This is a genomic window from Dokdonella sp., assembly GCF_017744955.1.
Lineage (GTDB): Bacteria > Pseudomonadota > Gammaproteobacteria > Xanthomonadales > Rhodanobacteraceae > Dokdonella_A.
Map to the genome: position 1 here is coordinate 180,775 of NZ_JAGIAG010000006.1, position 26,979 is coordinate 207,753.

At 65.1% G+C, this 26,979-nt stretch carries 32 protein-coding genes; 7 read left to right on the plus strand and 25 right to left on the minus strand.

Annotated elements, in window-relative coordinates; translation table 11 throughout:
* Positions 1 to 45: 45 nt before the first annotated feature.
* Together J7520_RS14065 and J7520_RS14070 are read right to left on the minus strand one after the other, a co-directional pair.
* On the minus strand, positions 46 to 864 hold the full coding sequence (locus J7520_RS14065) for a helix-turn-helix transcriptional regulator (RefSeq protein WP_291189340.1): 819 nt from the start codon (positions 862 to 864) through the stop codon (positions 46 to 48).
* 243 nt (positions 865 to 1,107) lie between these two features.
* Positions 1,108 to 2,673, minus strand: a complete 1,566-nt coding sequence (locus tag J7520_RS14070; RefSeq protein ID WP_291189341.1) for a serine hydrolase domain-containing protein — start codon at positions 2,671 to 2,673, stop codon at positions 1,108 to 1,110.
* A 149-nt stretch (positions 2,674 to 2,822) separates the two neighbouring features.
* Between J7520_RS14070 and J7520_RS14075 the strand changes: the two genes are divergently transcribed.
* Complete coding sequence (locus J7520_RS14075; protein ID WP_291189342.1) at positions 2,823 to 3,329, plus strand: hypothetical protein; 507 nt, start codon at positions 2,823 to 2,825, stop codon at positions 3,327 to 3,329.
* 95 nt (positions 3,330 to 3,424) lie between these two features.
* Here the strand turns inward: J7520_RS14075 and J7520_RS14080 are convergent, their stop codons facing one another.
* The gene (locus tag J7520_RS14080) at positions 3,425 to 4,102 is read right to left on the minus strand and encodes a GNAT family N-acetyltransferase (protein WP_291189344.1); all 678 of its coding nucleotides are present in this window, start codon (positions 4,100 to 4,102) and stop codon (positions 3,425 to 3,427) included.
* Between the two features lie 147 nt (positions 4,103 to 4,249).
* Here J7520_RS14080 and J7520_RS14085 point away from each other — a divergent pair, with 147 nt between their 5' ends.
* Together J7520_RS14085 and J7520_RS14090 are read left to right on the plus strand one after the other, a co-directional pair.
* Complete coding sequence (locus J7520_RS14085; RefSeq protein ID WP_291189347.1) at positions 4,250 to 6,313, plus strand: S9 family peptidase; 2,064 nt, start codon at positions 4,250 to 4,252, stop codon at positions 6,311 to 6,313.
* Positions 6,314 to 6,678: 365 nt separating this feature from the next.
* Complete coding sequence (locus J7520_RS14090; protein WP_291189349.1) at positions 6,679 to 7,590, plus strand: prohibitin family protein; 912 nt, start codon at positions 6,679 to 6,681, stop codon at positions 7,588 to 7,590.
* Positions 7,591 to 7,698: 108 nt separating this feature from the next.
* Here J7520_RS14090 and J7520_RS14095 read toward each other — a convergent pair whose 3' ends face one another.
* Positions 7,699 to 8,094 carry a hypothetical protein gene (locus J7520_RS14095; RefSeq protein ID WP_291189350.1) on the minus strand — a complete coding sequence of 132 codons (396 nt, stop codon included), beginning with the start codon at positions 8,092 to 8,094 and terminating at the stop codon, positions 7,699 to 7,701.
* 265 nt (positions 8,095 to 8,359) lie between these two features.
* Between J7520_RS14095 and J7520_RS14100 the strand changes: the two genes are divergently transcribed.
* Entirely contained in the window at positions 8,360 to 8,866 is a 507-nt protein-coding gene (locus J7520_RS14100) for a cytochrome C (protein WP_291189352.1), read from the plus strand.
* Positions 8,867 to 8,985: 119 nt separating this feature from the next.
* On the opposite strand, the gene J7520_RS14105 is transcribed toward J7520_RS14100, so the two are convergent.
* The 7 genes from J7520_RS14105 to J7520_RS14135 all read right to left on the minus strand — a co-directional run bounded on the left by J7520_RS14105 (position 8,986) and on the right by J7520_RS14135 (position 13,194).
* Positions 8,986 to 9,798 (minus strand): hypothetical protein, encoded by an 813-nt coding sequence (locus J7520_RS14105; protein WP_291189354.1) that lies wholly within the window; start codon positions 9,796 to 9,798, stop codon positions 8,986 to 8,988.
* A 242-nt stretch (positions 9,799 to 10,040) separates the two neighbouring features.
* Entirely contained in the window at positions 10,041 to 10,442 is a 402-nt protein-coding gene (locus J7520_RS14110; RefSeq protein WP_291189355.1) for a hypothetical protein, read from the minus strand.
* 96 nt (positions 10,443 to 10,538) lie between these two features.
* Positions 10,539 to 10,865, minus strand: a complete 327-nt coding sequence (locus J7520_RS14115) for a hypothetical protein (protein WP_291189357.1) — start codon at positions 10,863 to 10,865, stop codon at positions 10,539 to 10,541.
* 12 nt (positions 10,866 to 10,877) lie between these two features.
* Complete coding sequence (locus J7520_RS14120) at positions 10,878 to 11,267, minus strand: GFA family protein (protein WP_291189359.1); 390 nt, start codon at positions 11,265 to 11,267, stop codon at positions 10,878 to 10,880.
* A gap of 208 nt (positions 11,268 to 11,475) precedes the next feature.
* Positions 11,476 to 11,943: a LuxR family transcriptional regulator gene (locus J7520_RS14125; protein ID WP_345776919.1), complete on the minus strand. Its 468-nt coding sequence runs from the start codon at positions 11,941 to 11,943 to the stop codon at positions 11,476 to 11,478.
* A 357-nt stretch (positions 11,944 to 12,300) separates the two neighbouring features.
* Complete coding sequence (locus J7520_RS14130) at positions 12,301 to 12,660, minus strand: YciI family protein (protein ID WP_291189363.1); 360 nt, start codon at positions 12,658 to 12,660, stop codon at positions 12,301 to 12,303.
* A 150-nt stretch (positions 12,661 to 12,810) separates the two neighbouring features.
* Positions 12,811 to 13,194 carry a VOC family protein gene (locus tag J7520_RS14135; RefSeq protein WP_291189364.1) on the minus strand — a complete coding sequence of 128 codons (384 nt, stop codon included), beginning with the start codon at positions 13,192 to 13,194 and terminating at the stop codon, positions 12,811 to 12,813.
* A gap of 194 nt (positions 13,195 to 13,388) precedes the next feature.
* Between J7520_RS14135 and J7520_RS14140 the strand changes: the two genes are divergently transcribed.
* Positions 13,389 to 13,784 (plus strand): hypothetical protein, encoded by a 396-nt coding sequence (locus J7520_RS14140; protein ID WP_291189366.1) that lies wholly within the window; start codon positions 13,389 to 13,391, stop codon positions 13,782 to 13,784.
* A gap of 16 nt (positions 13,785 to 13,800) precedes the next feature.
* On the opposite strand, the gene J7520_RS14145 is transcribed toward J7520_RS14140, so the two are convergent.
* From J7520_RS14145 to J7520_RS14180, 8 genes are all read right to left on the minus strand, one after another.
* The gene (locus tag J7520_RS14145) at positions 13,801 to 15,237 is read right to left on the minus strand and encodes an MATE family efflux transporter (RefSeq protein WP_291189368.1); all 1,437 of its coding nucleotides are present in this window, start codon (positions 15,235 to 15,237) and stop codon (positions 13,801 to 13,803) included.
* Between the two features lie 199 nt (positions 15,238 to 15,436).
* Complete coding sequence (locus J7520_RS14150; RefSeq protein ID WP_291189370.1) at positions 15,437 to 15,628, minus strand: hypothetical protein; 192 nt, start codon at positions 15,626 to 15,628, stop codon at positions 15,437 to 15,439.
* 255 nt (positions 15,629 to 15,883) lie between these two features.
* Positions 15,884 to 16,375 carry a TspO/MBR family protein gene (locus J7520_RS14155; protein ID WP_291189372.1) on the minus strand — a complete coding sequence of 164 codons (492 nt, stop codon included), beginning with the start codon at positions 16,373 to 16,375 and terminating at the stop codon, positions 15,884 to 15,886.
* 74 nt (positions 16,376 to 16,449) lie between these two features.
* Positions 16,450 to 17,004, minus strand: coding sequence for a hypothetical protein (locus tag J7520_RS14160; RefSeq protein ID WP_291189374.1), 555 nt, complete (start codon positions 17,002 to 17,004; stop codon positions 16,450 to 16,452).
* Between the two features lie 63 nt (positions 17,005 to 17,067).
* Complete coding sequence (map, locus tag J7520_RS14165) at positions 17,068 to 17,814, minus strand: type I methionyl aminopeptidase (RefSeq protein ID WP_291189376.1); 747 nt, start codon at positions 17,812 to 17,814, stop codon at positions 17,068 to 17,070.
* 84 nt (positions 17,815 to 17,898) lie between these two features.
* Positions 17,899 to 18,522, minus strand: coding sequence for a class I SAM-dependent methyltransferase (locus tag J7520_RS14170; RefSeq protein ID WP_291189378.1), 624 nt, complete (start codon positions 18,520 to 18,522; stop codon positions 17,899 to 17,901).
* A 69-nt stretch (positions 18,523 to 18,591) separates the two neighbouring features.
* Complete coding sequence (locus J7520_RS14175; protein ID WP_291189380.1) at positions 18,592 to 19,620, minus strand: alpha/beta hydrolase; 1,029 nt, start codon at positions 19,618 to 19,620, stop codon at positions 18,592 to 18,594.
* Between the two features lie 200 nt (positions 19,621 to 19,820).
* Entirely contained in the window at positions 19,821 to 20,174 is a 354-nt protein-coding gene (locus J7520_RS14180; protein ID WP_291189382.1) for a cupin domain-containing protein, read from the minus strand.
* Between the two features lie 22 nt (positions 20,175 to 20,196).
* On the opposite strand from J7520_RS14180, the gene J7520_RS14185 reads away from it, so the two are divergent.
* Complete coding sequence (locus J7520_RS14185; protein WP_291189384.1) at positions 20,197 to 20,769, plus strand: VOC family protein; 573 nt, start codon at positions 20,197 to 20,199, stop codon at positions 20,767 to 20,769.
* A gap of 42 nt (positions 20,770 to 20,811) precedes the next feature.
* Here J7520_RS14185 and J7520_RS14190 read toward each other — a convergent pair whose 3' ends face one another.
* From J7520_RS14190 to J7520_RS14200, 3 genes are all read right to left on the minus strand, one after another.
* The gene (locus J7520_RS14190) at positions 20,812 to 21,324 is read right to left on the minus strand and encodes a DUF4440 domain-containing protein (protein ID WP_291189386.1); all 513 of its coding nucleotides are present in this window, start codon (positions 21,322 to 21,324) and stop codon (positions 20,812 to 20,814) included.
* Between the two features lie 54 nt (positions 21,325 to 21,378).
* Complete coding sequence (locus tag J7520_RS14195; RefSeq protein WP_291189388.1) at positions 21,379 to 21,657, minus strand: hypothetical protein; 279 nt, start codon at positions 21,655 to 21,657, stop codon at positions 21,379 to 21,381.
* A 158-nt stretch (positions 21,658 to 21,815) separates the two neighbouring features.
* A complete protein-coding gene (locus tag J7520_RS14200) occupies positions 21,816 to 22,325 on the minus strand; it encodes an HIT family protein (RefSeq protein WP_291189390.1) in 510 nt (169 codons plus the stop codon).
* Positions 22,326 to 22,678: 353 nt separating this feature from the next.
* On the opposite strand from J7520_RS14200, the gene J7520_RS14205 reads away from it, so the two are divergent.
* Complete coding sequence (locus J7520_RS14205) at positions 22,679 to 22,909, plus strand: SymE family type I addiction module toxin (protein WP_291189391.1); 231 nt, start codon at positions 22,679 to 22,681, stop codon at positions 22,907 to 22,909.
* A 317-nt stretch (positions 22,910 to 23,226) separates the two neighbouring features.
* Here the strand turns inward: J7520_RS14205 and J7520_RS14210 are convergent, their stop codons facing one another.
* The 3 genes from J7520_RS14210 to hutU form a co-directional block, all read right to left on the minus strand.
* Positions 23,227 to 23,670, minus strand: a complete 444-nt coding sequence (locus tag J7520_RS14210) for a hypothetical protein (protein ID WP_291189393.1) — start codon at positions 23,668 to 23,670, stop codon at positions 23,227 to 23,229.
* 708 nt (positions 23,671 to 24,378) lie between these two features.
* The gene (locus tag J7520_RS14215; RefSeq protein WP_291189395.1) at positions 24,379 to 24,816 is read right to left on the minus strand and encodes a toll/interleukin-1 receptor domain-containing protein; all 438 of its coding nucleotides are present in this window, start codon (positions 24,814 to 24,816) and stop codon (positions 24,379 to 24,381) included.
* Positions 24,817 to 25,308: 492 nt separating this feature from the next.
* The gene (gene hutU, locus J7520_RS14220) at positions 25,309 to 26,979 is read right to left on the minus strand and encodes a urocanate hydratase (RefSeq protein ID WP_291189397.1); all 1,671 of its coding nucleotides are present in this window, start codon (positions 26,977 to 26,979) and stop codon (positions 25,309 to 25,311) included.

Below are 26,979 nucleotides of genomic sequence, written 5' to 3' on the forward strand. Positions count from 1 at the left end.
GCCACGCGCAGCGTCCATGACCTCCGAGGTCATGGACGGCCGAATCTACGCCGCGCGCTGCCGCGCCAGCTGCGCGCACACCGCCGCGGTGCGGTCGTCGGCGGGAAACGCGCACTCGATGCGCAGCTCGTCGAGCGTCACGTCGCGCGGCATCGAGAACGTGGTGATCGTCTCGAAGAAGCGCAGCTCGCCGAGCGGGCTGCGGAACGTCAGCGTCAGTACCGGCGCTGGCGGCTGGCCGAGGTCGGCGTGCCCCGGCGCGGGCACGTCCGGATAGGCGAGCACTTCGTCGAGCAGGCGGCGCGGCAGCGGATCGGTCGGCGCCGCGGCGATCTGCGCGCGCAGGTGATGCAGGAACTTCTCCGCCACTTCCGCCCAGTTGACGATGACCGGGCGGAAATCGGCCGGATCGAACACCTGATGCAGCAGGTTCGTGTGGCGACTGGCGCGCCCGTCCATCAGCAGCGCATTCACGCGCGCGGCGGCCGAGTTGGCCATCAGCACGTTCCAGCGCCGATCCAGCACGAAGGCCGGATACGGCTCCTGGTGCGACAGGATCAGCTCGACCGCCTGGCGCATCCGCTCCAAGGTCGGCGTCACCAGCTCATGCTCCGGATAGTCCGGCGCGTGGCCGACCGCCAGCAGCAAGGCGTTGCGATCGCGCAGCGGCATGTCCAGCGCCGCCGCGATGCGCGCCAGGATCTCGCGGCTGGGCCTGGCCTTGCCGGTCTCGATGTAGCTCAGATGCCGCATCGAAAGATCCGCCGCCAGCGCCAGGTCGAGCTGGCTCAGCTTGCGCGCGGCGCGCCATTCGCGCAGCAGGAGGCCCAAGGGCGGAGGCGATGCCTTCTTCGAGTCGTTCACGGATGCGGTCGGGAAATGCCTGCGCGCCGGGTGCCGGCGCTGCGTCGGCGCATCATCGCATGTGCCGCTTTCTCTCGTTCCCGTCATCTCCGCGAAAGCGCGAATCCATCGTGATTCTTCTCCGGCATGACCAGGAGCGAGAGGGAGGACCGCTCCGTCGGCTGTCGATGAGTGCCTCCCGCTTTCGCGGGAGTGACGATCCCGTGGAGCCGGCGCGGATGACGAAGTCTTCCCGAGGCTCCTCTACCGGCGAAATTCCTGCCCGCGCCAGACGATCCGCCGGTCCCTGGCGTCGCACCGCAAGGGCTCCGGCGGCTCCATGGCGGCCGTGGACGCGGCGAACAGTCCCGATGCCGCGGGTTCGAGCCGCATCTCCAATTCGCCGACGCGTGCGGCGGATGCGCTCCCGTGCACGGTCACGCGCATCGTCCCGTACAACCGGTTCGTGAATTCCCCGGCGCACGCTCGCAGCGTCGCCGCATCGGGCTGCCAGCGCCAGCCATCCCATTGCGCATCGGCACGCGCCTCGTCGATCGCCGCGCGCCGCTTCGCCGCCTTCGCGGCGACCTTCGCGGGATACGCCTGCGCCGCCTTGCTCAAGCGTTCCGCTTCGCCGGCTTGGCCGGTGGCGAGGCCGATGAACGCCTTCATCCATTCCAGTTGCAGACCTTCCATCGCACTGTCGCTGTTGGCCATCAGCGACAAGCCCGCGCGCGCGGACGGCACCAGCACGGTCACCGACACGGCCCCGTCGTACGAACCGGGATGCATCAATGCCTGCTGCCCGCGATAGGTGCAGGTGTACCAGCCCAGGCTGTAGCCGTTGCAATCGATCTCGCCGTCGGCGAGTCGCGCTTGCGCGATCGGCCGCTGCGAGCGCTGCCATGCCGCCTCGGGCAAGGTGCCGTGCGATCCGCGCAGGCCGAGATTGACCTGCATCCAGCGCGCCATCGACGTCGGCGAGGCCCACAGGCCACCCGCCGCATGCATCAGCGCATCCGGCTTCGGCTTCAGCACGCGCCACTGCGTACCGTCCCACTGATGGTTCCAGGCCAGCTTTTCGGCGGGCACCGTGGAGGTGCGCGGCGAGATGCCGTCGAGCTGCAGCGGACGCAGCACGACGCGTTCCAGTTCCTCGCGCCAGGCGCGCCCGGTGCCGGCCTGCAGCGCGGCGCCGTAAATCAGGTCGCCGATGTTGGCGTAGCGGAAGCCGGCCGCCCGCGGCTTCACTTCGCTCGCCAGCAACCGCGGATAGTCCTCCGCCGGCACGTCGCGCACGTGCGCGGTGAGCACGTTGAGCGTGTCGGTCGACAAGCCTTCCTGGTGCGACAGCAGATCGGCCAGGGTGATCCGCTGCGGGTCCGCCGGCGCCGGCAGGCGCAGCGCCGGCCAGACCTCGGCCAAGGTCCGCGACAACGGCCATTCGCCACGCGCGTCGAGCACCGCGGCGAGCAAGCCGATGAAAGATTTCGTCTGCGAGGCGATGTAGAAACGCGTGTCGGCGTCGGCCGCGGCGTCGCGATCGGCGCGCCGGCGTCCGCGCACGTCGATCCACGGCGGCGCCTCGCCCTGCACGATCACGGCCGCCATCGCCGGCGCCCCGCCCGGTACGGTCATCACCGCATCCAGCGCCTGGCGAATCGGCGCGGTCAGCGCCGGCGCGACGGCCGATGCCGCGTCGGACTCGGCCGGCGGCGCCGCGGCGAGCGCGGCGCCCGCCCAGAGCGACAGAAAAACACCTGCGAACGCGGCACGCTTGCTCGATTCCGGCACGACGACTCCCGATGGCGCGTGAGCGACGATGCCCACGCGCGCACCAGATACTTCCTCGGCAGCCACGGTTGCGGAAGGCCGATTCCGCTCCGCGCTGTCCCTTCTCCGCTCCGCCTTGCGTAGTTCCTTGCCGAGGCCGTCGCCTGCCCGCGAAACCGTTCGACCCGCCCACCATCGGAGCCACCATGAAGCGCCTGCTGACCTGCCTAGCGTTCGCCGCCCTCGCCACGCTGTCCGCACGCGCGGACGAACCGCAATCGATGACCGCGCAAGTCGGCGACATCGCCTTCGAATCCGGCGACGCGGAAATCACCCTGGTTCCGATCGGCGACAAGTTCTCACTCAGCGCCTCGACCCGGGGCGCCGCCGCGTGGCCGCCGCCGAAGACGCGCGTCGACCGCTTGTCGATCGTCTGCGACGGCTTCGTGGACGGAAAGCCGCTGGTCCTCGACCACAAGGCGTTCGAGCGCAGCACCTGCGACGTCCGCTTCGAGAAAGGCACCCGCCCGATGGGCGGTTCGCCCGAGGCGGAATACCGCCTCGACAAGGACAGCGCCGAGAACCGCTTCGAGATCACGCGCGCGAACGGCAAGGTCTACGAAGGCACGTTCTCGTTCCGGCTGAAGGATGACCGGGGCGGCGCGGCCGCCGTCGCGAACGGTCGCTTCAAGGTCGAGGACCGGCAGCTGTGATGCGCTGAGGCGACGACGCCAGGTCGCGACGCGGGCACGACCGGCTCGCCCGCAGCCCTCTCTTTCGGCGGCGCGCGATCGCACCGCCGCCCCGTTCACGCCGCCGCGCGCCGCAGCGAGCGGAACGGCACGTCCGCGCGCAGCCGGTAGCCGAGGCGCTCGTACAGCGCCTTCGCATGCGTGTTCACATAGCTGACGTGCAGGAACGGCAGCCGACCGCCGGCCAGCGTGTCGTTGGTCAGCATCGCCGTCAGCCGCCGCGCGTAGCCGCGGCCGTGGAAGTCCGGATGCGTGCAGATCGCGCTCATCTCGCGCGCGTCCGCGGTACCGAGGCGCTCGCCGATCATCGCCGCGAGGCGGCCGTCCTCGTAGATGCCGAAGTAGCGGCCGAGGTCCATCGTGCGCTCGCGGAAGTAGTGCGGATACACCAGCGCGGTGAGTTCGAGCACGTCGGCGCGATGCGCTGGCGACAGCGCGACGATCGCCGGTCCGTCGACGCCTTGCAGCGGCGCGTCGCGCACCATCTGCGCCAGCACGCCGAACGTCTCCAGCGTCCAGCCGGCCGGAACGCGCGGCACCGCGCCGATGAGATAGACGCTCTCGCCCGGCGCGACCAGTTGCTCCAGCGCCTCGGTCGCCTCGATCCCGTCCGCGGCTACGCCGAGGAACGGCGCGTACGCGGCCGGATAGCGCGCGACCTCGCCGCAGCGCAGCGCCAGGTCGGCGTGGATGCTGTCCAATGCAGCCCAGAACGGATTGTCGATGCCGTGCATGCGTTTCGCCTTCGCGCGCCGGAACCAAGCACGAAATGGCGGACGGCGCACCCCCGACTTTCGACCGGCGTCCCGTTGGACACCGCGACGCTATCTTTGCACGATTGCACGGCAACTCGCGTCGCCGAAACCCGCCAAGGAAGCCTCATGCCGATTCGCCCCCTCGCCGCTCTGCTGACCGCCCTGCTCGCCACCACTGCCCATGCCGCGCCGCCGGCGTCGCCCTCGCGCGTGCTGACCGGCGAGGACCTGTTCAACCTCGAGGTCGCCGCCGACCCGCAGATCTCGCCCGATGGCAGGACGGTCGTCTACTCGCGCCGCACGAACGACATCATGATCGACCGCGCGCGCTCGTCGCTGTGGACGATCGACGTCGCCAGCGGCGCGCAGACGCCGCTCGTCGCCGGCCCCGGCTCGCACGGACAGGCGCGCTGGTCGCCCGACGGCAGCAAGCTCGCCTACATTTCCAGCGCCGACGACAAGGCCGGCACGCAGCTCTACGTGCGCTGGATGAAGACCGGCGCGACCGCGCGCCTCACCGGCCTGCCCTACGCGCCGCACGGCATCGCCTGGTCGCCCGACGGAGAACGCATCGCCTACGCGATGTTCGTGCCGGACGAAGGTCCGCGTCTGGGCAAATCGCCCGACAAGCCGGAAGGCGCGAAGTGGGCCGAGCCGCTGCAGATCATCGACAAGATGGTCTACCGCACCGACGACGGCGGCTACGAGAAACCGGGCCACTCGCAGCTCTTCTGGATCGCCGCCGACGGCGGCGCGCCGGTGCAGCTGACCTTCGGCGCGGCGAACGCCGGCGGCCGGCTGGCGTGGTCGCACGACGGTCGCAGCGTGCTGTTCGGCGCCAACCTCGCCGCCGACTGGGAACGCGATCCGCTGAACTCGGAAATCCACGAAGTCTCGATCGACACGCGGCAGGTGCACGCGCTGACCAGCCGCAAGGGCCCCGACACGGCGCCGGCGGTGTCGCCGGACGGCCAATGGATCGCCTACACCGGCTTCGACGACAAGCTGCTCGGCTACCAGAACGATCGGCTCTCGATCATGAAGCGCGACGGCAGCGGCGCGCGCGTGCTCAGCGGCAGCCTCGACCGCAGCGTCGGCAGTCCCGTGTGGGCCGCGGACGGCCGCGCGCTCTACGTCGGCTACGACGACCACGGCAGCATGCGCGTGGCGCGCGTCGGCCTCGACGGCTCGATCCGCACGGTCGCCGAAGGACTCGTCGACGGCGGCCTCGACCGTCCCTACAGCGGCGGCCAGTTCAGCGTCGCGCGCGACGGCACCGTCGCCTACACCGGCGGCTCGACGCAGCGCCCGGCCGACGTCTGGGTCGCACGCGGCGACAAGCCGCGCCGGCTGACGCGCCTCAATGAATCGCTGTTCGCCGCGAAGAAGCTCGGCAACGTCGAGAAGCTCGCCGTCACCGCCTTCGACGGCCTGCCGATCGACGCCTGGCTGGTCACGCCGCCCGATTTCAATCCAGCCGATCACGATCCGGCGAAGAAATACCCGCTGATCCTGGAGATCCACGGCGGCCCGTTCGCCGCCTACGGCCCGACCTTCTCGACCGACGACCAGCTCTACGCCGCCGCCGGCTACGCCGTCGTCTACGTCAATCCGCGCGGCTCGACCAGCTACGGCGAAGCGTTCGCCAACCAGATCGACAAGGCCTATCCCGGCCGCGACTACGACGATCTGATGAGCGCGGTCGACGCGGCCATCGCCAAGGGCTTCGTCGACAAGGACAACCTGTTCGTCACCGGCGGCTCCGGCGGCGGCGTGCTGACCGCGTGGATCGTCGGCAAGACCGACCGCTTCCGCGCCGCGGTCACGCAGAAGCCGGTCATCAATTGGTCGAGCTTCGTGCTGACCGCGGACATGACGCCGTTCTTCGCGCGCTACTGGTTCGGCAAACTGCCGTGGGAAGACCCGCAGGGCTACTGGGCGCGCTCGCCGCTGTCGCTGGTCGGCAACGTCAAGACACCGACGATGGTCGTCGTCGGCGCCGAGGACTACCGCACGCCGAACAGCGAGTCGGAGCAGTACTACGAAGCGCTGCAGCTGCGCGGCGTGCCGACGATGCTGGTCAAGGTGCCCGGCGCGAATCACGGCGGCCTCGCCGAACGGCCGTCGCAGTCCGCGGCGAAGGCATCGGCGATCCTAGCCTGGTTCGAGCGCTACCGCACGAAGCCGTGACCGCAAGCGGCGAACGCGGGTCTCGCACCGCGATTCGTCCTTGCTTCGCGACGAGGCCGGCGCGACGCCGGCCTCTTGGCCGTCCGCCGGCCGCACGGTAACCTGCCGCGCATCGGAGACCGGGGAGGCTCATGGGGATTGCACGCCTCGCGACCGGCGCGTTCGCCGTCGCGATCGGTCATCTTGCGCATTTCAGCTGCCGGACCTCCGCGAGCGACGGCTCGTCTGAACGAGGCCGGCGCCGGGGAAACCCGCGAAGCGCCGGTTTCGGAACCATGACCCACGAACGCCTTCGGGCCGCGTGACGACGGACGCATCGTCGCGATCGCAGCCTTCTCCACCTTCCATCCCTGAAAGGAATCCGCATGTCCCGCTTCCGCAGCGCCACCGGCCAGTTGCTCCCGGAAAAGATCGTCCGCGACGTCGCGATCGTCGCAGTCGCCGTCCTGCTCGTTTGGACGTTCTGGCCGTTCCGCCAGGTGCCCACCGGCTCGCGCGGCGTGCGCACGCAGTTCGGCGCGATCAAGGGCATCGAATCCGAAGGCCTGGTGTTCGTGCCGCCGTGGCAGAACGTGAACCTGTTTTCGGTGCGCGCCGAAGCCGCGCACATCGACAAGGCCACCGGCTCGACCAGCGACACGCAGCCGGTCGACACCGACCTGACCGTGCGCTACTCGATCCTGCCCGACCGCGTCAGCGAGGTGTACGAGAAGTACAGCCACAACGGCGACATGTCCTCGTACGTGCAGACCGCCACGCAGGAAGTGTTCAAGGCCGTCACCGCGCGCTACAACGCGCCCGACCTGATCGCCAAGCGTGCGCAGGTGTCCAACGACATCCTCGAACAGCTGCGCCAGAAACTCGACAAGTACGGCGCGCAGGTCATCAACATCGACATGCGCACCTTCGCCTTCTCCGAAAGCTACATGAAGGCGATCAACGACAAGGTGACGCAGGAGCAGCTGCGCCTCGCCGCCGAGAACAAGGTGCGCACGGTCGAAGCCGAACAGAAGCAGAAGGTCGCCGTGGCCGAGGCCGAGGCGAACGCGCTGAAGGCGCAGGCCGACGGCGAAGCCTACGCCACCGTCAAGGCCGCCGAGGCGCAGGCCGAGGCGCTGCGCGTGCAGAACGAGGCGCTGGCGCGCAGCAAGGAAGTGCTCGAGCTGCGTCGCATCGAGGTCGAGCGCACCAAGGCGGAGCGCTGGAACGGGCAGTTGCCGACGAACATCTACGCCGGGACGCCGATTCCGTTCTTCGATCCGCAGAAGGGTGGTTGAGACTCTGGTCGTGTGTGACTTCGACTGTGCCGAGCGTCCCGTATCAGAAACGCATCCACTCGCGATCGACGCTCCGTCGGTTCACATGGCGCGCGAGGTGCGAAACGATCAGCCCGGAACGACACGCATGGATTGCACGACGTAAATAATGACCATGCCGGTGGCGGCGAGAAGCACGAACGTGAGCGCCGACAGCTTGATTGCACCGCTCCATCCCAAGGCTACCCCGTTTGCATCCGCGGCTCTCGCGCGGAAAAACCATCCGCCAAGTAAGACGCCGAGGACGATGTCCAACGCGGAAACGACAAATGCTGGAACGGAGCTCGCCAAAACCCTTGAACCGGTACTCATGCCGATGGACATAAGCATCAGCAAGAACGCAAACACGAAGCTGTGGGCCCATCTAACCCTGGATCGCCTAAGCAGAAATGCGGATGCCTTTGTGTAGAGCGCATACAGAAGGAGCGAGACGGCCGCCGGGATGAGTGAAACAAGTACGTTCATGGAAACTCCTGAATGCCTCTGTCGAACGATATTCTCACGGAGAAATGTCCGCCCAAACCCTTCGACGCCGAAGAGGTCGGTGGGGATGCCTTCCAACGCTTGAACTGTGCGGCATGAAAACGAGGCGTCGGTCGAGCCAACACGATCCGCCGCCCTAGACTGAACGACTCCGAACGCGAAGGCCGCTTTGCGCGATAGGAAATCCCACGCGGCTCCGTTATCGCCGACCGAAGACCTGCATCGTGCCGGTCATTCGGACATTCCCATGCTCAGGATTCTCATCACGACGGGCCTCCTGCTCGCCGCCTTTTCCGCCACCGCGGCGGAACCTGCCGCCCATGCCGCCGATCCGGACAAGGTCAGCCGCGGCCGCTACGTCGCGCTGATCGGCAGCTGCAACGACTGCCACACCAACGGCTTCGCGCCGAGCGGCGGCAAAGTTCCCGAGTCGCAGTGGCTCACCGGCAGCAATCTCGGTTTCAGCGGCCCGTGGGGCACGACGTATCCGAGCAACCTGCGCACGAAGATCGGCGCGATGGATCTGGCGACTTGGAAGGCCTATGCGCGCACGCTGACCACGCGGCCGCCGATGCCGTACTGGGCGCTCAACGAGATGAGCGACGCGGACCTGGAAGCGTTGTGGTCGTTCGTGAACTCGCTCGGCCCGGCCGGCGAAGCCGTTCCCGCGGGGCTGCCGCCCGGCCAGGAGCCGGCCGGACCGGTCGTGCGTTTCCCGGCGCCGCCGCCGCCGGAGTCAGCCGGCAAGCCTTGATGCACCGGCGGGCGGGAGGTCGCTGCGCCATGGCGGAACGCGGCGCGTTCGATCATCGCGCGTGCCCTCCTCCGCCGGCACGCGCCCATCGGTCGACGCGGTACCCTAGCGACGCATCGCTACTCCCAGCGCACGTTCAAGTGGTCGATGTTCAACGTCCAGCTCTTCTTCGTATCGGGCACCGCCGCGAAGAACCAGCCGCCGAGCGTGCTGGGCAGCTGCGGATAGCGGTAGCTGATCCGCTTGTCGTTCACCACCACCTGCCACGGGCCGCACTGGCTGCCCGTCGCGTACCGGCATTTCCGCAACGTGTATCTCGTCGTGTACTCGCCGTGCGCGTATTCGGAGGTCAGCTTGACCTTGTAGCGGTACGGCGCGTTCAGCAGCGGAACGCCCATCATCTCCGTCGCGAAGACGCAGTTGTCGTCGAATCCGCCACCCTCCTTGGAGACGGCGCCGGCGACCTCGATGACGGTCGTCACCGGATTGGACTGGGTCGTGCGGCTGCAGGCGTAGCCGTTGGTGTGCGTTTGCGACCACTCCCCCGCGACGTAGCCGAACACCAGGCCGTGTCCCCGGTAGGGGTAATTCGGATTGACGGTGACCGTGTACTTGTCGCCGCGCAGGAACAGGACAACGTGGGCGAGATTGTCCGTGTCGAAGTACCCGCCATCCGAATAGAACTCGAACTCGGCGACGTGTTTGGTCTTGCCGGCGGGCCTGGCCACTCCCGGCGGCGTCGAGATCAGCTCGAGAACGCCCCAGATTCCTTGCGGGCTGGCGACGTAGGTTCCGCAGCACGACGACGTCACCGTCGCGTTGCGGGTGGTCTTGTCGTAGCGGATCAGGTAGTCGCCGTTCTGCGCCCGGGCCGATGGGCTGGAAAGGAATCCGAGCGGAAGGAAAGCGGATGCCGCGAGTAGAAGGCTCATCTGTTTGCGCACACTCACCTCTTCGATCGTGCATGGTTTCGCAAGAGCCGCGTCGGACCGCTTCGATCGTCGCACTATCGCTCCCGAGTTCGACGGCATCGCCGTACGCGCCGTCGGCGAGGATCGCACAACCGCGGCTGCTGGAACCGATCGGAAGCAGATGCCGGCCGCCGTCGTGCAATGCGAATCCAGCCGGATCGCAACGCGCGCATCCATCGGCGCCCGACCTCGGCTCGACCGGCTCAGTCCGTCGCGCGCTCCCTGAATCGCAGTGGCCCGGCCGCACTTCCGACAGCCGAACACACGGCGGAACGTACGGGCCCGGCAGGCAACTGGATCCTGACTGCCCGAGAAGGACGCAGGAAGCGCGGGAGAGCGAAGTGCCAGCGGGGCACCTGCGGCCAGGCGAGATAGCCGAGAAGCGCGCCCCAGAGCTCCCGCGCCAGCGGCGGATCGTCGACCGACGCGGCAACGACGTCGGTGACGACCGCGGTCGCCGGCAGCGGCGCGGAAGAGCGCCATTCCGACGGGTCGCCGACGGCGAGAACGACGCGCTCGCCGTTCACGACCTGCCATGCCACGCGGTTCCGCAGGGATCGCTCGCCGATACTGCTGCGAGTTTCGGTGATCAGGATCGCTTCCACGTCGTGCCCTCGTTCGAGCGCCGGCGGCCTGCGCGCGCTGATTGACGCTTGGATGAAAAACGGCGTCGCCGGACTAGCGTCGGCCGACGAGCGTGTTCAAACCGCGCCATGCGACGACACGCGCTCATAGCCGTTTCCGCGTCCGCTGAGCCAGTTCAGCTGCGCCTTGCCGATACGGCGCAGGTGCGCCGCCGCGGCGAGGAACAGTGGCTGCTCGAGGTCCGCGTCGGCGAGCAGCCGGCGCCGCCCATCCGCTTCGATGCAGAGGAAATGCGCTTCGTCGGGCGTGTCGGTGTAGCTGCGCGCGACGAAGCAGAGGCCGTCTTCCGCGAAGCGATAGACGTCGTACTCGTAGTGGTACTCATACATGCCGTCCGCGCCAGGTTCGCTGGCGTCGACCTCGCGGACGCATTCGACGTGCACGGCCCGCCTCGCCTAGAACCAGTAGTCCACGACGCATCGACCGTCGCGCGGCAGATCCTCGAACGTGTCCAGTCCGTCGAAGTGGTCGATGGGAATGTCGGCAACCGCGCCAGGTTCAGCCAGACGCAGGTTGACGGCGATCCGGCGGCGTCCCTGCTCGTCGATGCGCTTGCCGCGCCAGAAGGCCATACATCCACACGCGGGACAGAAGTGGAATTCGAGCGCGCTGCCGCGCACGAACGGCTGCGTGCGGCCGGAGACCGAGATGCCTTCGCGCTCGTAGTCGTAGGCCCAGAGCACGCCGTAGCGGCGGCAGGCCGTGCAGTTGCACGCCGTCGCGCCGTCGGGCCGGCCGGCGAACGTCCAGCGCACCGCACCGCAGAGACAGGATCCTTCGATCATGATCTCGCTCCTCGCTTCCCGTTCGGGGAAGCCGTTCGTGGGAATCCCGGAAAATCCCGGTTGCCGTCATTCTCGCGGACACGGGACTGCGCAGGCACGGATGCCGCAGCGAATCGTCGCGCAGCGAACGGGCCGAGGAACGCGCAGCGAACGCTGCGCGTCATCCGCCGGACTCAGGCGAAACTCTTCGCCGGCCGGCCGACGAACCTCAGGACGTGCCCGGCACGCGCGTGAACACCGCGGTGCGCATGGCCGGCGTGCCGTCCTTCTTGAAGTACGCCTCCGTCTCGGTCAGGGCCTTGCCGTCCTCGCTCAACGAATAGACGCGCGTCGACGTCGGCGCGCCCTGGTAGGCGAACTGCATCACCAGCACGTTCGGCGCCGGCATCTTCGCCGCGCACGTGTCGACCCAGTACGTCCCGCTCGCCTGACCGGGCGTGCCGTCGAGAGACAGCGTCGAATCCGAATACAACGTCTTGTCGGCCTGGTCGACGATCTCGACGTGCGTCTTCCATTTTCCGTCGGCGACCGCGCGGAATTGGAGATCGACACGCTTCGGCCGCATCTGCGGCGGCATCGGCAACGTGCCGACATCCAGGCTCCAGTGGCCGGCCAGCGGCGAAGCGGTAACCGATCCGGCGGATACGGGGGCGGCCGCGGATATCGCGGCGGCCATCAAGGCAACGAGCATCGCTTTCATGGGGTTCCTCGTGGATGGGATGACGTGCAGCGCCGGCAACATCGATGTCGATGAAGGCCGAATCGTCCGCGTCCCCTTGGCCCCAACCCCGAGAACGTCGCAGCGCGTCGATCATCGACGCCGACCGGCGACGGGTCAAGCCGATCACGCGTGCGAATGCGCGGTCCTGCTGCGTCGACGGCCAGTTCGGCGACGGCGAGCCTCGTCCGGAAAGGGAGGCTGCTCCGAAACGACGCCGGTTCGCGTCCCCGGCATCGTCGAAGAGCATTCCGACTCGTTCCGGGAAACCCCGATGCGGAGCAAGCCCGACGGCTTGCTCGGCGCATGCAGGCGTCAGCAGAAGCCTGGCTCGACCAGCTGGCGCACTTCGCAATCCAGTTCCCAGCCGTCCGCGACGTGCAGCTCGACGAACCGCTCCGTCAGCGCAATCGCCTCCTGCAAGGAGCCAGCTTGCAGCATGGCGTAGCCGCCGATCACTTCCTTCGTTTCGATGAAGGGACCGTCGATGACGCTGATCTTGCCGCCGCGAAGGCGAACGCGCTTGCCTTCGGCCGTCGGCATCAGGCCGGCGGTGTCGAGCAACGTGCCCGCCTGGGTCATCTCGCCCATGAGCTTGCCCATCTCGCTCATCAGGCGCTCGCTGGGCTGCTTGCCGGTGTTCTCCTGGATTCGGATCAGTGAGAGGAATCGCATCGTGGTTCTCCGTTTTGGATGAGTGGACGGCGGCTTCCGTTCGGAAAGCGCGCCGCTTCCACCTCGACGACGAACGGGGAACCGCGGAATCGACGTCGCAAAGCACGATGACGCGGAGCCGCGCCCCTCGCCGCTCCGCTCACACTCCGGTCAGCCCGCTGGCGTCGAATGGATGACCGCCTCGACCCGATGGCCGTCCGGATCGATCAAGAATGCCGCGTAGTAATCGGGGCCGTAGTGCGGCCGCAGTCCGGGAGGCCCGTTATCCCGCCCGCCGATCCGCAACGCCGCGGCGTGGAAGGCATCCACCGCCGTCCGGGACGGTGCGGCGAAAGCCAGGTGAAATCCGGGACCGGGAGGCGACGCGGCCGGATCGAGGTTCAGCAGCAGAAGATCCTGACCGTCGACCAGGCCGTAGCCGATCGACCGGGGGCCGTCGAAGACTCGACGAAACCCGAGCGCGCCGAGCGCCGCGTCGTAGAACGCGCCGGACAGCGCCAGGTCACGAACGCCGAGTGAGAGGTGATGGAGCATGCGGTTGGCCCGATCCGGGATTGGCGCCGCGCCGCGGAGGGCTTCGGCGTGCGCGGAACAATTCGGTGCAGCGTCGCACACATCCCGCCGGCACCGCCAATGCCATCCGAAACGCGCACTCCGGATCCGTTCCGCGCTACCGTTCGCGCTGCAGCGAACTTTCCGACACATCACGCCGAGAGGCAGCCTCTGCAATGAGCTACGTCGTCATTTCCAGTTTCGAGAACCTCTCTACCGGCGATCTGCAATCCCAGGGCGAAGCGATCACCGTGTTTCCGTCGGAGGCGCCGGCGCGCTCCCATTTCGCGGACCGCGCGTCGGCACTCGCCACCGCCGTCCGCAAGGCCCGCGAAGACGACGTCGACGCTACCTTCGTCACCTGGCTGCTGATCCTGCGCATGCCGCTCGAGGTCGCCGGCGTCGAGGAGGCGCTGGAAGACCTGGAGCTGGTCGTCGAGGAAACCGACACCGTCGACGATCCGTTCGGCGAACTGGTCGTCGACTACCAGGGACGCCGATACGAGCCGTCCGCGGAAGCGGAGCATCCGCGGAAGGACGCGTTGCAGACGCTTGAAGCGTGGTTGACCTGATTGGTGGCGTCTGCCGCTACACCTTCGCCTGCTTCCATCGCCCGCGCGTGAACAGCCACAGCGTGAACAAGCCGACCGACGTCTCCGACACGAACACGCCCCAGAACACGCCGAGCTCCTTCCAGCCGAAGTGGATCGCCAGCGCGTAGCACAGCGGAATCTGGATCAGCCAGAAGAACACCGCGTTGATCTTGGTCGGCGTGATCGTGTCGCCGGCGCCGTTGAACGCCTGCACCGTCACCATCCACCAGCCGTAGACGAAGAACGAGTACGACAGGATGCGCAGCCATTCGGCGCCGACCTTGACCACTTCCGGATCGCTGCTGAAGAAGGCGACCAGCTGCTGCGGAAAGGCGAAGAACAGCACCGACACGCCGATCAGATAGGCCATGTTGTACCAGCCGATGCGCCACACCGACGCCTCGGCGCGATCGGCGTGGCCGGCGCCGAGGTTCTGTCCGACCAGGGTCGCGGCCGCGTTGGACATGCCCCAGGCCGGCATCATCGTGAACATCATGACGCGGATCGCGATGGTCGCGCCGGCCACCGCCTCGCTACCGATCGCGGCGAGGATGCGCATCAGGAAGATCCACGCCGTCATCGCCACGATCATCTGGCCGATGCCGCCGAGCGAGGTGCGCACGATGTTCCACAGCATCGCACCGCGCCAGGCCAGTTGCTCGAGGCGGATGCGGATGTGCTTGCCGCTGTGGAACAGCATCCACAGCTGGAACAGCACGCCGCAGCCGCGACCGATGTTGGTGGCGATCGCCGCGCCCTCGATGCCCAGCGCCGGGATCGGGCCGAGGCCGAAGATCAGCAGCGGGCACAGCAGGATGTTGAGACCGTTGGACAGCCACAGCACGCGCATCGCGATCGCCGCGTCGCCGGCGCCGCGGAAGATCGCGTTGATGACGAACAACAGCACGATCACCGCGTTGCCGCCGAGCATCCATTGCGTGTAGCGGTAGCCGTGCTCGACGACCCAGGCATCGGCGCCCATCAGGCGCAGCAGGTCCTGCGCGTAGAAGACGCCGACCAGCGCCGGCAGTACCGCCACCAGCAAGGCGACGAAGATCGCCTGCACCGCGGTGACCGCCGCCTCCTCGGGCTTGCCCTCGCCGATGCGCCGCGCCACCACCGCGGTCACCGCCATCGCCAGCCCCATCGCCACCGCGTAGAGCAGGAAGAGATAGCTCTCGGTCAGGCCGACCGTGGCGACGGCCGAAGGGCCGAGCTTGGAGACGAAGAAGATGTCGACCACCGCGAAGGTCGATTCCAGCACCAGCTCCAGCACCATCGGCACGGCCAGCAGGAATACCGCGCGGCGCAGCGGGATCCTGGTGTAGTCGGCGTCGGTGCCGCGGACGGCGTCGCGCAGTTCGCGCCACAGGGACTGTGGCGGGTGGGCGGCGATGGTGGAGGAATCGGATGCTGGTGTTTCAGGGGGCATTGCACACTCCCGAGCCTGGATCGCATCAACGCATGGAAAGAGGCGAGCTGAAATCGTCAGTCGCAACACTACGACGATCGGCAAGGAGCGGAATCGACAGAGCGCGGAGTCGAATCACGAGCCATGCCAGCAATCGAAGCTGGCCAACAGCTCACTCCGGCTCGGCTCCCGTCCCTTTCTTTTCACATTGGGCGGCCAGCTACGTGAGAGCCGCCACCAGCCGTTTCGATAGGTGGGCGATCGTCTTGCTGCGGCCTTCATTTGAAGGCATCGCCTGAAGGCGCTCGATCTTTCGCTCCAGATCATGGATGCGACGGACATTGACCTGTTGCTGGCGAAGCAAACGCTCACGTTGAAACTGGTAGTGATTCAGCCGCAGCTGCTCCCACATCTTTGGTTTGGATTTCGGCGGAACTGGCGTCTTACAGCCTATGCATTCACATGATTTTCCGCAGCTTGGGCAGAGCACGCGCTTGGACGCACCGTGGCGGCGCACCGATGCGCGGCAGGCAAAACAGACCCATGCATAGTTGCTCACAAGAAATTGAAAGGCTGCAAGGTGGACAAAAAATAGATGCAGATCACCGATCCAGCTTGCCCGTAGCGGATAGCGACTGCTTGAAAGAGGCAATCCTTCACCGTTTTTCTACAGAACCCCCGGATTGAGCCGCCACACCGAATAGCTCAGCGCCGTGGCGAAACCGACCCACAGCAGGTACGGCACCAGCAACGCTCCCGCCACTTTTCGCACGCGCCAGAACCCGACGATCGTCGCGACGATGAGCAGCCACAGTAGCACTATGTCGACAAAGGCCGGCGCGCCCAGCTTCCAGCGGAAGAACAGCCAGCTCCACAGCGCGTTGAGCGCGAGCTGCACCAGGAACACGGTCAACGCCGTGCGCGCGGCGCGAAATCCGCCGACGCGCCAGACCAGCCATGCTGCGATGCCCATCAGCGTGTACAGCACGGTCCACACGGGACCGAACCACGTCGCCGGCGGCGCCCACTCCGGCCGCACGAGCTGCGCGTAGAACGAAGCCGCCTGGATCGACGCGACGGCGCCGATCGCGGAGGCGGCGAAGCAGACGGCGAGCCAGGCGATCAGTCCGAAGAGTTGCTGGCGTGTCGGCATCGTCATCCGTCGCTCCCGGGAATGGATCATGCTCAATTGATCGGACTGGAGACCGATCGGATTTCACGCACGAGAAAGCATCACATCTCGGTGGCACCCGTGAATTCTTCTCTCACCGCAGGCGACAGAAGACGTCCGGCAATCCACCCGAACAGTACGCTCAAGCCGATGGCGAGGAGCACGTTGACGATCATCATGACCATGAGGAACGGCCCCATGCTCATCCCGGCGCGCGTAGCGTCGCCGGGGAGCTGATCCTGCATGGATGCGAACAGACTGAACTGGAGCACGAGCCCGCCCAGATTCCACACGATGGCCAGCACCATGATGCCGACGAAGCCCAGACGAGCCCAGTTCCGGCGCTTGAGCAGCCCGATGGAGCACGCGAGCGTGAAGATCGACAGCACCAGGAATGCCAGAAAAAACAGATGGACATGTTCGGCCATGAACGCAGCGGCGATAGGCAAGCCGACCGATGAGGTCACCCGCATGCCCTGCCCGATCTCCGGACCGCGGAACATCGTCTGAATCATGATGTTCTGCAGGACTGAAATGACGGTAGCGAAGCCGGACAGTACGATGAAGACCCAGGCCACGACTGTTATGAACGTCGAGCGTTGTTGCACTTCGGCCACGAACTTCCTCCCGTTGTCCAACCTGGACCCTGACATCCGACGTTTCGCTCTGGCGACGACCGCTCAATGCCGCGTGACCACGATCGGCTCGCCCTTGGTGATGATCATCGTGTGCTCGTACTGCGCCGACAAGTTGCCCGGCACGCCGACCAGGGTCCAGCCGTCGGACGTCTCGGTCACCAGGCGGCTCCTCGTCGAGAGGAACGGTTCGATGGTAATCACCATGCCCTCGCCGAGCAGGCGCCGGTCGGTCGGATCGAAGTAGCCGGGAATGTGCTCCGGCGCCTCGTGCAGCGCGCGACCGACGCCGTGGCTGCCGAGGTTCTCGATGACACGGAAACCGTAGGCCTTCGCCGTGCGCTGGATCGCCGCGCCGATGCCGTTGATCGGCCGGCCGGCGCGCGCCTGCCGCATCGCCTGCTCGAGCGCCGTGCGCGTGGCGTGGCACAGGCGCGTCTTCTGCGCATTGGTCGGCGGCACCACCCGCGTTCCGCCGGTGTCGGCGAAGTAGCCGTCCAGCTCGGCGGACACGTCGACGTTCAGCACGTCGCCGGGCCGGATCACCCGATCGCCCGGGATGCCGTGTGCGGCTTCTTCGTTGATGCTGATGCAGGTCGCGCCGGGGAAGTCGTAGGTGAGCTTCGGCGCCGAGCGTGCGCCGTGCCGTTCCAGCAGTCGCTCGCCGAGGGCGTCCAGCTCGCGCGTCGTCATGCCAGGCTCGGCCGCGTCGAGCATCTCGTGGAGCACGCTGGAAACGATCCTGCCGATGCGCTTGAGCGCGACGACGTCGTCTTCGGTTTCGATGGTCATGGGATCGCCGGGGTCGGAGTCGGCTGCCAGTATCGCCCACATCGTCCGCGAAGGAAGCCCTTCGCCCCACTACATGCTGCATGCTCAGCCAGCTGCGGGAGACGGCTCACGCCTTTCGCAGAGGACTTCCGCGCCGACGCCGGCTGTGTCGTAGAAGTGATTGTCGCCTTCGTCGACATGCTCGCCGACGACCTTCAGCCCCGCATTGTCGAGCGCGTTCCGATAGGCTTCGTCGCCCAGCGACACGGAATCGCGTCCCGTCAGCGTGTCCTTCCACGTCGCGACCTGCGTCGGCGCCGTGAAGAGGAAACGGCCATTCGGTTTCAGCGCAGCGGACACGCGGCGGATCACCGCACGCTGCACCTCCGGCGCGAGCAGGAACAGCAGACCGACGGCCACGACGCCGTCGTAGGTCCTGTCGAAGAAGCGCGATTCCTCCACTGGCTCGCACGCCACCTTCGCCTGCGGGAACCGGCGCCGGAAGGCGGCGACCAAGGCGGGAGACGCGTCGACGCCGAAGACCTCGCAGCCCTCCTCTAGCAACGCTTCGGAAATCGGCACGCCGGAGCCGCAGCCCAGGTCTAGCACCGATGCACCTTTCGGCAGCGCGCGGCACCACGCCCGCACGGTCGCAGCGCCAACGGAAGAGCGTTCGGCGACGAAGCGAGGAGCGATGACGTCCCAGCCGTTCGATTGATCCGATGGCATCGATGACTTCCGATGGTTGTGGCCCGCGGCGCCGGCCGGAACGAATCCTGGCTTGCAGCACGCCCAAGGCTACAGGACCCCGATTTCCTCGAGCCAGCTCTCCACGAGCGAAGGCCACACGGCGACCACAGGATGCTTCGAGCGCCTCAAGCCGAAAGCATGGCCGCCCTTGGCGAAGAGATGCACTTCCGCGGGAACGCCTGCCTTGTCGAGCGCACGCGCATAGATCGTGCTGTTGCAGATTTCGTCGACGGGATCGTCCCATGCCTGCAGCAGGAACGTCGGCGGCGTTCGCTGGGTCACATGGATGCCCGGATCGAGCGTGCCACCGGAGCGGCACAGATGACCGGGATAGAACGCAATGGCGAAGTCCGGTCGGCTGCTGATCCTGTCGGTCGCGTCGACCGGCTCGTACGCCGGTTCGACGATATTGCTGGTCTGCACGACCAGATAGCCGCCGGCCGAGAAGCCCACGACGCCGATCTTGTCCGGGCGGATGCCCCATTCGCCGGCCCTGGCCCGGACGAGCCGGATCGTCCTCTGCGCATCCTGGAGTGCGCGCGGAACCTTGGGCGTGACCGCGCATCGGCAATCGCTGTCCCAATGATGGTTGCTCTTGGGAACGCGGTACTTCGACAGGATGCAGGTGATCCCCTTCGAGGTGATCCAGCCGCAGATCTCCGTCCCCTGCTTGGTCAGCACGACGGCTTTGAATCCGCCGCCGGGGAACACGATCATCGCCACGCCGGTGTTCTTCCCCTTCGGCGGGAACACGGTCATGGTCGGAACGGTGACGTCCCAGGCCGCCTCGGACGTGTGTCCCTCGAGCGCATCGGGTGTTTCGGCGATTTCGATTCTTTCGGGCGCCTGCGGAACGCCCTCCATGTCCGGCGCGGCGTTCGGCCAGATCGGGGTTTGCTGCAAGCCAGACGGGGGCTGCCATACGGCTTGAAGCCAGGAATGCTCTTCTTCCGACCCCGCCTTCGCGTTCCTTGCCGCTGCGGGCTCGCCTTGTGGATTCGCCGCCACGGCCGTGCCGCCGGCCAGAGTCCACCATCCGACGGCGCATGCGAGCAACGAAGAGATTCGATGCGCCATCGATGACTCCTGCGGATGCGGGCGGCGTTCTCCCGATGATTCGAGAGAAAGCTAGCAATTTGCTGTCAGCACGCTGGCTGGATGAGGACACGATGTCGTGTCGTGACCCGCCCCGAATCGGGAAGCGCGGAAACGGTCGTGAGGGCCTTCTGTCCGGCCGAGTCGCTCCGATCGCGAACGCCAGCGGTTCGAACGCGCCGCTATGTCGTCGAATCGAGATTGGTTCGATCGCCCGCTGTCGATGGACTGGAGATGACCAGGAATTCCACGTCCGTCGTGCCCTTGTTCCAGAAGCGGTGAACGACACCCGGCTCGACGTGCACGCCCTGCCTGGGGCCAAACGTCACTTCGCCGTCGGCGAACTCGAGGGTCGCGATGCCGGAGAGCACGTAGAAGAACTGCCTGGCCTTGGTGTGGAAGTGCCTCGTCTCGCTCGCGCCGGGCGGGACGCGCTCCTGGATCACGCTGAGGTCGGCGGACCGGAGCAGATGCCAGCCGTCGCAGACGCCGCCCCAGACGTAGTGATCGGCGTTGCTCTTGTCGTAGGGGTGCATCGCTTCCTCGGTGATTTTTTGCGTGGACCAGGCGAAGGGGTCAATCGGTGGCCTGCGAGAAGATAACCGGCTTCGTTCCGCGGACGCCCGCGCGTGTCTCCGCTACGATCGGGCGACGCCCTCGCCCGACAGGACCGGAATCATGACTCGAAGCCAATTGCTGCGCATGGACAACATCGGCATCGTGGTGGAATCCCTCGACGACGCCGTCGCCTTCTTCACCGAACTCGGCCTGACGCTCGAAGGGCGAGCCACGATCGAAGGCGAATGGGCCGGTCGCATCACCGGCCTGGGCAACCAGCGCGTCGAGATCGCCATGATGGTCACGCCCGACGGCCACAGCCGGCTCGAACTCTCGCGTTTCCTCGCCCCGCCCGTCGTCGCCGACCACCGCAACGCGCCTGTGAACGCACTCGGCTATCTGCGCGCCATGTTCGCCGTGAGCGACCTCGACGACACGCTCGCCCGACTCGGCAAGCGAGCGCAGCTCGTCGGCGAAGTGGTGCAGTACGAGAACGCGTATCGGCTCTGCTACATCCGCGGGCCGGAAGGGATTCTCATCGGATTGGCGGAGCCGCTCGGCAGCCATCGGTAATGGCTGCGGGAGAGCACCGCCTGCATCGAATGTCCGAAGCGCCTATTGCGCCGGAGGTGCAGCGGGTGTCTGCGCCGCGCTCCGGGGCTTCGGAGCGGCGTTCTGGTTGTCCATGTCCGAGTAAATCAGCCACCGCCCACCGGGCGCTCGCCGCAGAGTCAGGGTGAACTTTCCCGTATCGCCGGGTTTGTCGCCGTAGCCGTAACCGCCAATGATGTAGGCGATCGTGCCTTCGGAGGCGAACGCGAGCGCGCGCAGCCGCAATGGACCCCCGCCTTCGCCGGCATAGGCGGCCTGGATCGCTGCGCGTCCACGAACCGGCGGGCGATTGCTCTGCAGCACGAATCCGTCCTCCGCGAACAGCGCGGCCAGGGCCGCCGCGTCGCCGGCGCGCCAGGCGCGCTCGTAGTCGCGGAAGACACGGTCCAGTTCGGGCGGGAGGGCGACGCTGGGAAGCTCCTTGGCGGTGCTTGGTTCTGGAACGCTTTGCGCGAGTAGTGGCCCCGCTGACAGCGTCAGGGTGAAAACGACAACGGCGAGCAGCCAACGGCTCATACGTGCAATTCCTTCCTTCTTGGAGAAAGGCACTCCGGCCTGGTCCCTCCCGCATCAATATTCCCGGCGCTCCAACAGCTTCCCGTTGGAATCTAAGGCGAAGATCTTCTGCTCGTCAGGCGTCACCGGAAGCGGATAGTAAAGAACATGGTAGGTGCAATTCTTCCAGTTCACGTACACCTTTCCAGGCTCCAGCCTGCGGACCTGACGGTACAGCAGACCCTCGACTTCAGCGTCGTTGAATTTCCGCTCGCACGATGCGGCCGATGGAACCTGGGCGCAGGCCGAGAGTGCGAAAACGATGCAGACAATGATTCGAGCGGTATTCGTCATGATCCGAAACGTCCAGATATGAAGTGCCGAGATGCCGCATGCTCCGGCCTTCCGTGCAGGCGGGCGCTTTGTGTCCTGCGTCTGGTCAGCGTACGCGAACTGCCAGGGCCTTTGCCTGCCGGTGTCCGCATCAGCCTGCGAATACCTGAGCTGGAACACTACGCAGGCAGATTCGAGCGGATCAGAGCGACGGCTTCGGCAAGCTGCTCGGCGGAAACTCGAACGCGCTCGCGGCGCTGCGCATCCCCGCTCGGCTCGTGCGAAACACCCTTCTCGCGTCCTGCACCGTCGAACGTCGCGAGTTGCGGCGGCCCTATGCCCCAGTCGCTGCCCTTCTGCCGAGGCACGACGTGGAAGTGGAAGTGCGGGGTTTCTTGTCCACTGTAGACGCCGTTGTTCTGGAACGTGAGTATGCCGAGAGGCTGATACGTCCGGACGAGCGCCTCGGCGACCCGCTTGGCCGAGAGCAGAATGGCGTTGCACTCCTGGTCGGAAAGGTCGAGCAGCGTCGCGACATGCCGACGCGTGATGACGCAGCACTGGCCGACTTCGAACTGCCACGGATTGATCACCGTCAGCGTGTGTTCGCTTTCCTCGATGATCTTCCATGGTTCCTCGCGAGCTGCTACGCAGAGGTCGCATGGGTCTTTTATGGGAAGTTCGATCATCACTCTCTCAAGCCGATTCATTGACCAACCGATCTGGTGCCTTCGATTCGGTGCCCATCGTGAAACGCACTCTGGCCCCGTTTTCCCCCATTTTCATCGATCCCGTTTTCGTTGACGCCACCCACCGAAACCGCTACGTTGGCCACAGGTGCTGAACACACCTCTACTAGCGGACTGACCGTACCCGAAAGCTCGCGGTTTTTTTGTGCCTGTAGTTTGTGATCATGGCCGGGTAGCGCGCAGCCATACAAGACCCGCAAGGGGAAAGCTGTGGGCCGTCTAGTAGCGGTGTTCAAGTACCCGGCCGCCTCTCTGAACAAGAGGCGCACTGAACGAACTACTAGGAAGCCATCATGGCCGCTCGAACCCGCATCCCCCTCAAGAAGCGCCTGCTCACCGTCGGCTCCAGCTTCTACGCATACACCTACACGTATCGCCATCACAGCCGGCCAATCCATCCTCCCGTTCCTTACCTGCGCCTACGAGGTCACTGGCTGCGACAGGCCGGCTTTGCAATAGGTCAGAAGGTGGATATTCATATCGGAGATGGGCGCATCACGATTGTCCCCGCCACTTCGAGTTGATCCGCTTGGGCGGATGGATAAAACCCCGCTCCATCCGCCAAGCTTTTGGACCCAGTGAAGCCGGAAAGCAAGCTAGCCATCGCACCTACCCCGCCGCTGACCTTCCGGTCATTACAACCAAATCACGACCACATCCGGTGTCGTGTAAACGGAACAGATGATCACCACAAGAATAAGGTATCCCGCTCCCGTTTTACCCTGTCCATTGATAAGTGAACCTGACCCCGTTTTTTTTCGGGCTATCGGTCACCGAAGAATTTTGCCAAGGCGCAGGCGCCCTAATTAAACCGTCCGAGAAAGCGGGGGTGGTCCATGTGTCATTGCCGACACATTTCTAATACGTGCCAACAAATGTACAAAACGGCACCGGCTATTAGAAAGTAAAACTGAAATTTGGATAGAGAATTTGCGACGCTTGACTTGGATTCAATTGCGGCACGGATGCCAGCACAGGCAGCCTCCTGCATTTGAGAATTACGACCAACCTCCGGATGCTCCCCGTTTTGCACACGGATAAGTTCGGAATTTGCATACAAAGTTGAATTTACGTATGCAATGTTACGACAGCCGAAGAAGAAACTAAACCCCCAACAAAGAACAGCGAGCCCAAGAGGAATTTGGAACCAAGAGATATGATGGCCACGTGTTTGCGTGATCGCAAAAGCAATTGATGCACCGGCAGCAGCAAGCAGGAAATATGCATACTTGTCTTGCGACGTCCGCAACGCACGGTAAACCTCAAGCTGAGCATCATTTGACATGCAGCGCCCTCGTGTGTCGATTTAATTCCAGAATTATTACGCGCACCGGAGCGACGTCGGCCCGAACAAATTGTTAGGCACAGTCAGTCCAGTGGAACTGGCTTGCCATTGTCGAAGTAAACACGAAGCCGCCAAGCACGATACATCACTACCATCCTTGAAATTCGTCTAGGAGGAGCCCCATTGAAGTAGGAATGACAAATGGCCTTGTCCATAGAGTGCCGGAGCTTCGTTCCTAGCTTGATTAGCTTCGCTGTGCGAATGCTCTTTCGGCTATCCTTCATATGGGCAATGTAGACTGGCATCCACTTTATTGTTCGAAATCCGTCATCAAGCCCCCAGAGGGCATACCTACATTTAAGTCGGAGATCATCCACTTGCTTTGAGGAAGTTTCCGCCTTAACTCTGATAGCAGCGAATCTTTCATTCGTGCCTGAGTCGGCCATCTTCTTTGAAAGAGCGACAATCTTGTAGAGAAGATGACTAAGTTCATTGAACTCATTGTTAAGCAGAGCTAGCCTTGTCGTTCTCCCCTCAACCAGCCGGGCGGCTCGGGTTGTCCAGAGTAGAGATCCCAGAGACGCGCTCGCAGAAATCAGCGCAACAAATAATGCCGTTTCAGCTTGCGACACAACCCCCCCTATGCCTAACTCCTGAATTAAGCCGCGCCGCGAAGCGGCGGCTTGAATAAATTGTTAGAGCGCACTTCTATCGCGAGGCAACAAGCTCAGCGATCTTTGCAGCCACTTCCGACATGGAGTCCTCTGCGGTATCTAGACCTGTTCGCGAAGCCAACATCGGACTCACATCGCGAAGCGCCTCATATGTTGTGTTGTGCACAATGGGAACAAGCCGATTTCCTGCGAGTAATGTTGAGAGTTCCTTGTCTGCAACGCTCTCTTTCGGCAGGCGCGCAAGAAGTGCTGGTGTTACAAGCACTAGGCCGACCTTTGAGTTGGCTAGCCCCTTATCAATTGCCCGCATCATTGGAACGCCTAGGCCAAGATCTTTTTCACTGAACCAGACTTTGACACCCGCAGCTTCGAGTAGATCGTGCAGTTGCTTTGCTGCTCCCTGCCGGTCATCCCAAGCGTGGCAAAGAAATACATCACGTCGGTCGGGGTGCAGCGCGATCTGAGCCTCCACCGATTCACGGATTGGCGTTAGCGATTGCACCTCTAGAGGCGTATAGAAAACTACAGATCCTGCGCTGGACCAACGAGGCTTTGAGTTCTTGCGACCGCCGCTGCGTACACTGCTGAAGTTGGAGCTGCTCGTTGATGGATAGTACGAACCGCTATAGCCACCACTGTAACGTGAGCTACTGCGATAACGGCAAGCCGGACATGCAGCGGCGGCAGCCGCTGAGCTGTGTCCACGTACTGGTGCTGTGCATCTGGCCATGTATCAATCCTTCGATCTTGCGTTGAATGCCAAAGTGCGAGAAGTGATGATCGGTGCGCTCAAACTACAAATAAGCCCAAAATAGACCCCGAAAGCGAGGCGCAGTACGGACGGATGGTCAGGAAATGTCCTTCCTTCGTCAAGCCGTTCCCAACATAAACTCAGTAAGTTGCCGATCCCGTTCGCCGTTAAAATAAAGGGACGAAATAGAGATCAGAGTCAGTTCTTTCTCCTTCACCCCATCGGCAACTTAACCCCCTGCTCCCTCGCACACCGCTGCGCAATCTCATACCCCGCATCCGCATGCCGCATCACCCCGGTCCCCGGATCGTTCCACAGCACCCGCGCAATACGCCGGTCGGCATCCTCGCTGCCATCGCAGACGATGACGACCCCCGAATGCTGTGAATACCCCATCCCCACCCCGCCACCGTGGTGAAGCGACACCCAGGTCGCCCCACCGGCAGTATTGAGCATCGCATTGAGCAACGGCCAATCCGACACCGCATCCGAGCCGTCCTTCATCGCCTCGGTCTCGCGATTCGGACTCGCGACCGACCCGGAATCCAGATGGTCGCGCCCGATCACCACCGGCGCCTTCAACTCGCCCTTGCGCACCATCTCATTGAACGCCAGGCCCAGCTTGTGGCGCTGCCCCAGGCCCACCCAGCAGATGCGCGCCGGCAACCCCTGGAACGAGATGCGCTCCTTCGCCATGTCGAGCCAGTTGTGCAGATGCGCATCGTCGGGGATCAGCTCCTTCACCTTGGCGTCGGTCTTGTAGATGTCCTCCGGATCGCCGGACAGCGCGACCCAGCGGAACGGGCCGACGCCGCGGCAGAACAGCGGGCGGACGTATGCGGGCACGAAGCCGGGGAAGTCGAACGCGTTGGCGCAGCCTTCGTCCTTGGCCATCTGGCGGATGTTGTTGCCGTAGTCGACGGTCGGGATGCCCTGCGCGTGGAAGGCGAGCATCGCCTCGACGTGCACGCGCATCGACTTCTTCGCCGCGTCGCGCACCTTCGCAGGGTCAGCCTTCTGCTCGGCCAGCCACTGATCGACGGTCCAGCCGATCGGCAGATAGCCGTGCACCGGATCGTGCGCACTGGTCTGGTCGGTGACGGCGTCGGGCTTCACGCCGCGCTTGACCAGCTCGGGCAGGATCTCGGCCGCATTGCCGAGCAGTGCGATCGATTTCGCCTCGCCGGCCTTCGTGTACTTGGCGATGCGCGCGAGCGCGTCGTCGAGGTCGCTGGCCTGTTCGTCGACGTAGCGCGTCTTCAGGCGGAAGTCGATGCACTTCTGCTGGCATTCGATATTGAGCGAGCACGCGCCGGCGAGCGAAGCGGCCAGCGGCTGCGCGCCGCCCATGCCGCCGAGGCCGGCGGTGAGGATCCACCTGCCCTTCAGCGAACCGCCGTAGTGCTGGCGGCCGAGTTCGACGAAGGTTTCGTAGGTGCCCTGCACGATGCCCTGGCTGCCGATGTAGATCCACGAGCCGGCCGTCATCTGGCCGTACATCATCAGGCCCTTCTTATCCAGCTCGTTGAAGTGCTCCCAGGTCGCCCAGTGCGGCACCAGGTTGGAATTGGCCAGCAGCACGCGCGGCGCGTCCTTGTGCGTGGGAAACACGCCGACCGGCTTGCCGGACTGGATCAGCAAGGTCTCGTCGTCCTCGAGTTCGCGCAAGCTGCGCAGGATCGCGTCGAAGCATTCCCAGTTGCGCGCGGCGCGGCCGATGCCGCCGTAGACGACCAGTTCGTGCGGGTTCTCGGCCACCTCCGGATCGAGGTTGTTCTGGATCATGCGGAACGCGGCTTCGCTCAGCCAGCTCTTGCAGGAGAGTTCGCTGCCGCGCGGGGCACGGATCGTGCGCGTGGTGTCGATGCGGGTCGGGGCGTTCAT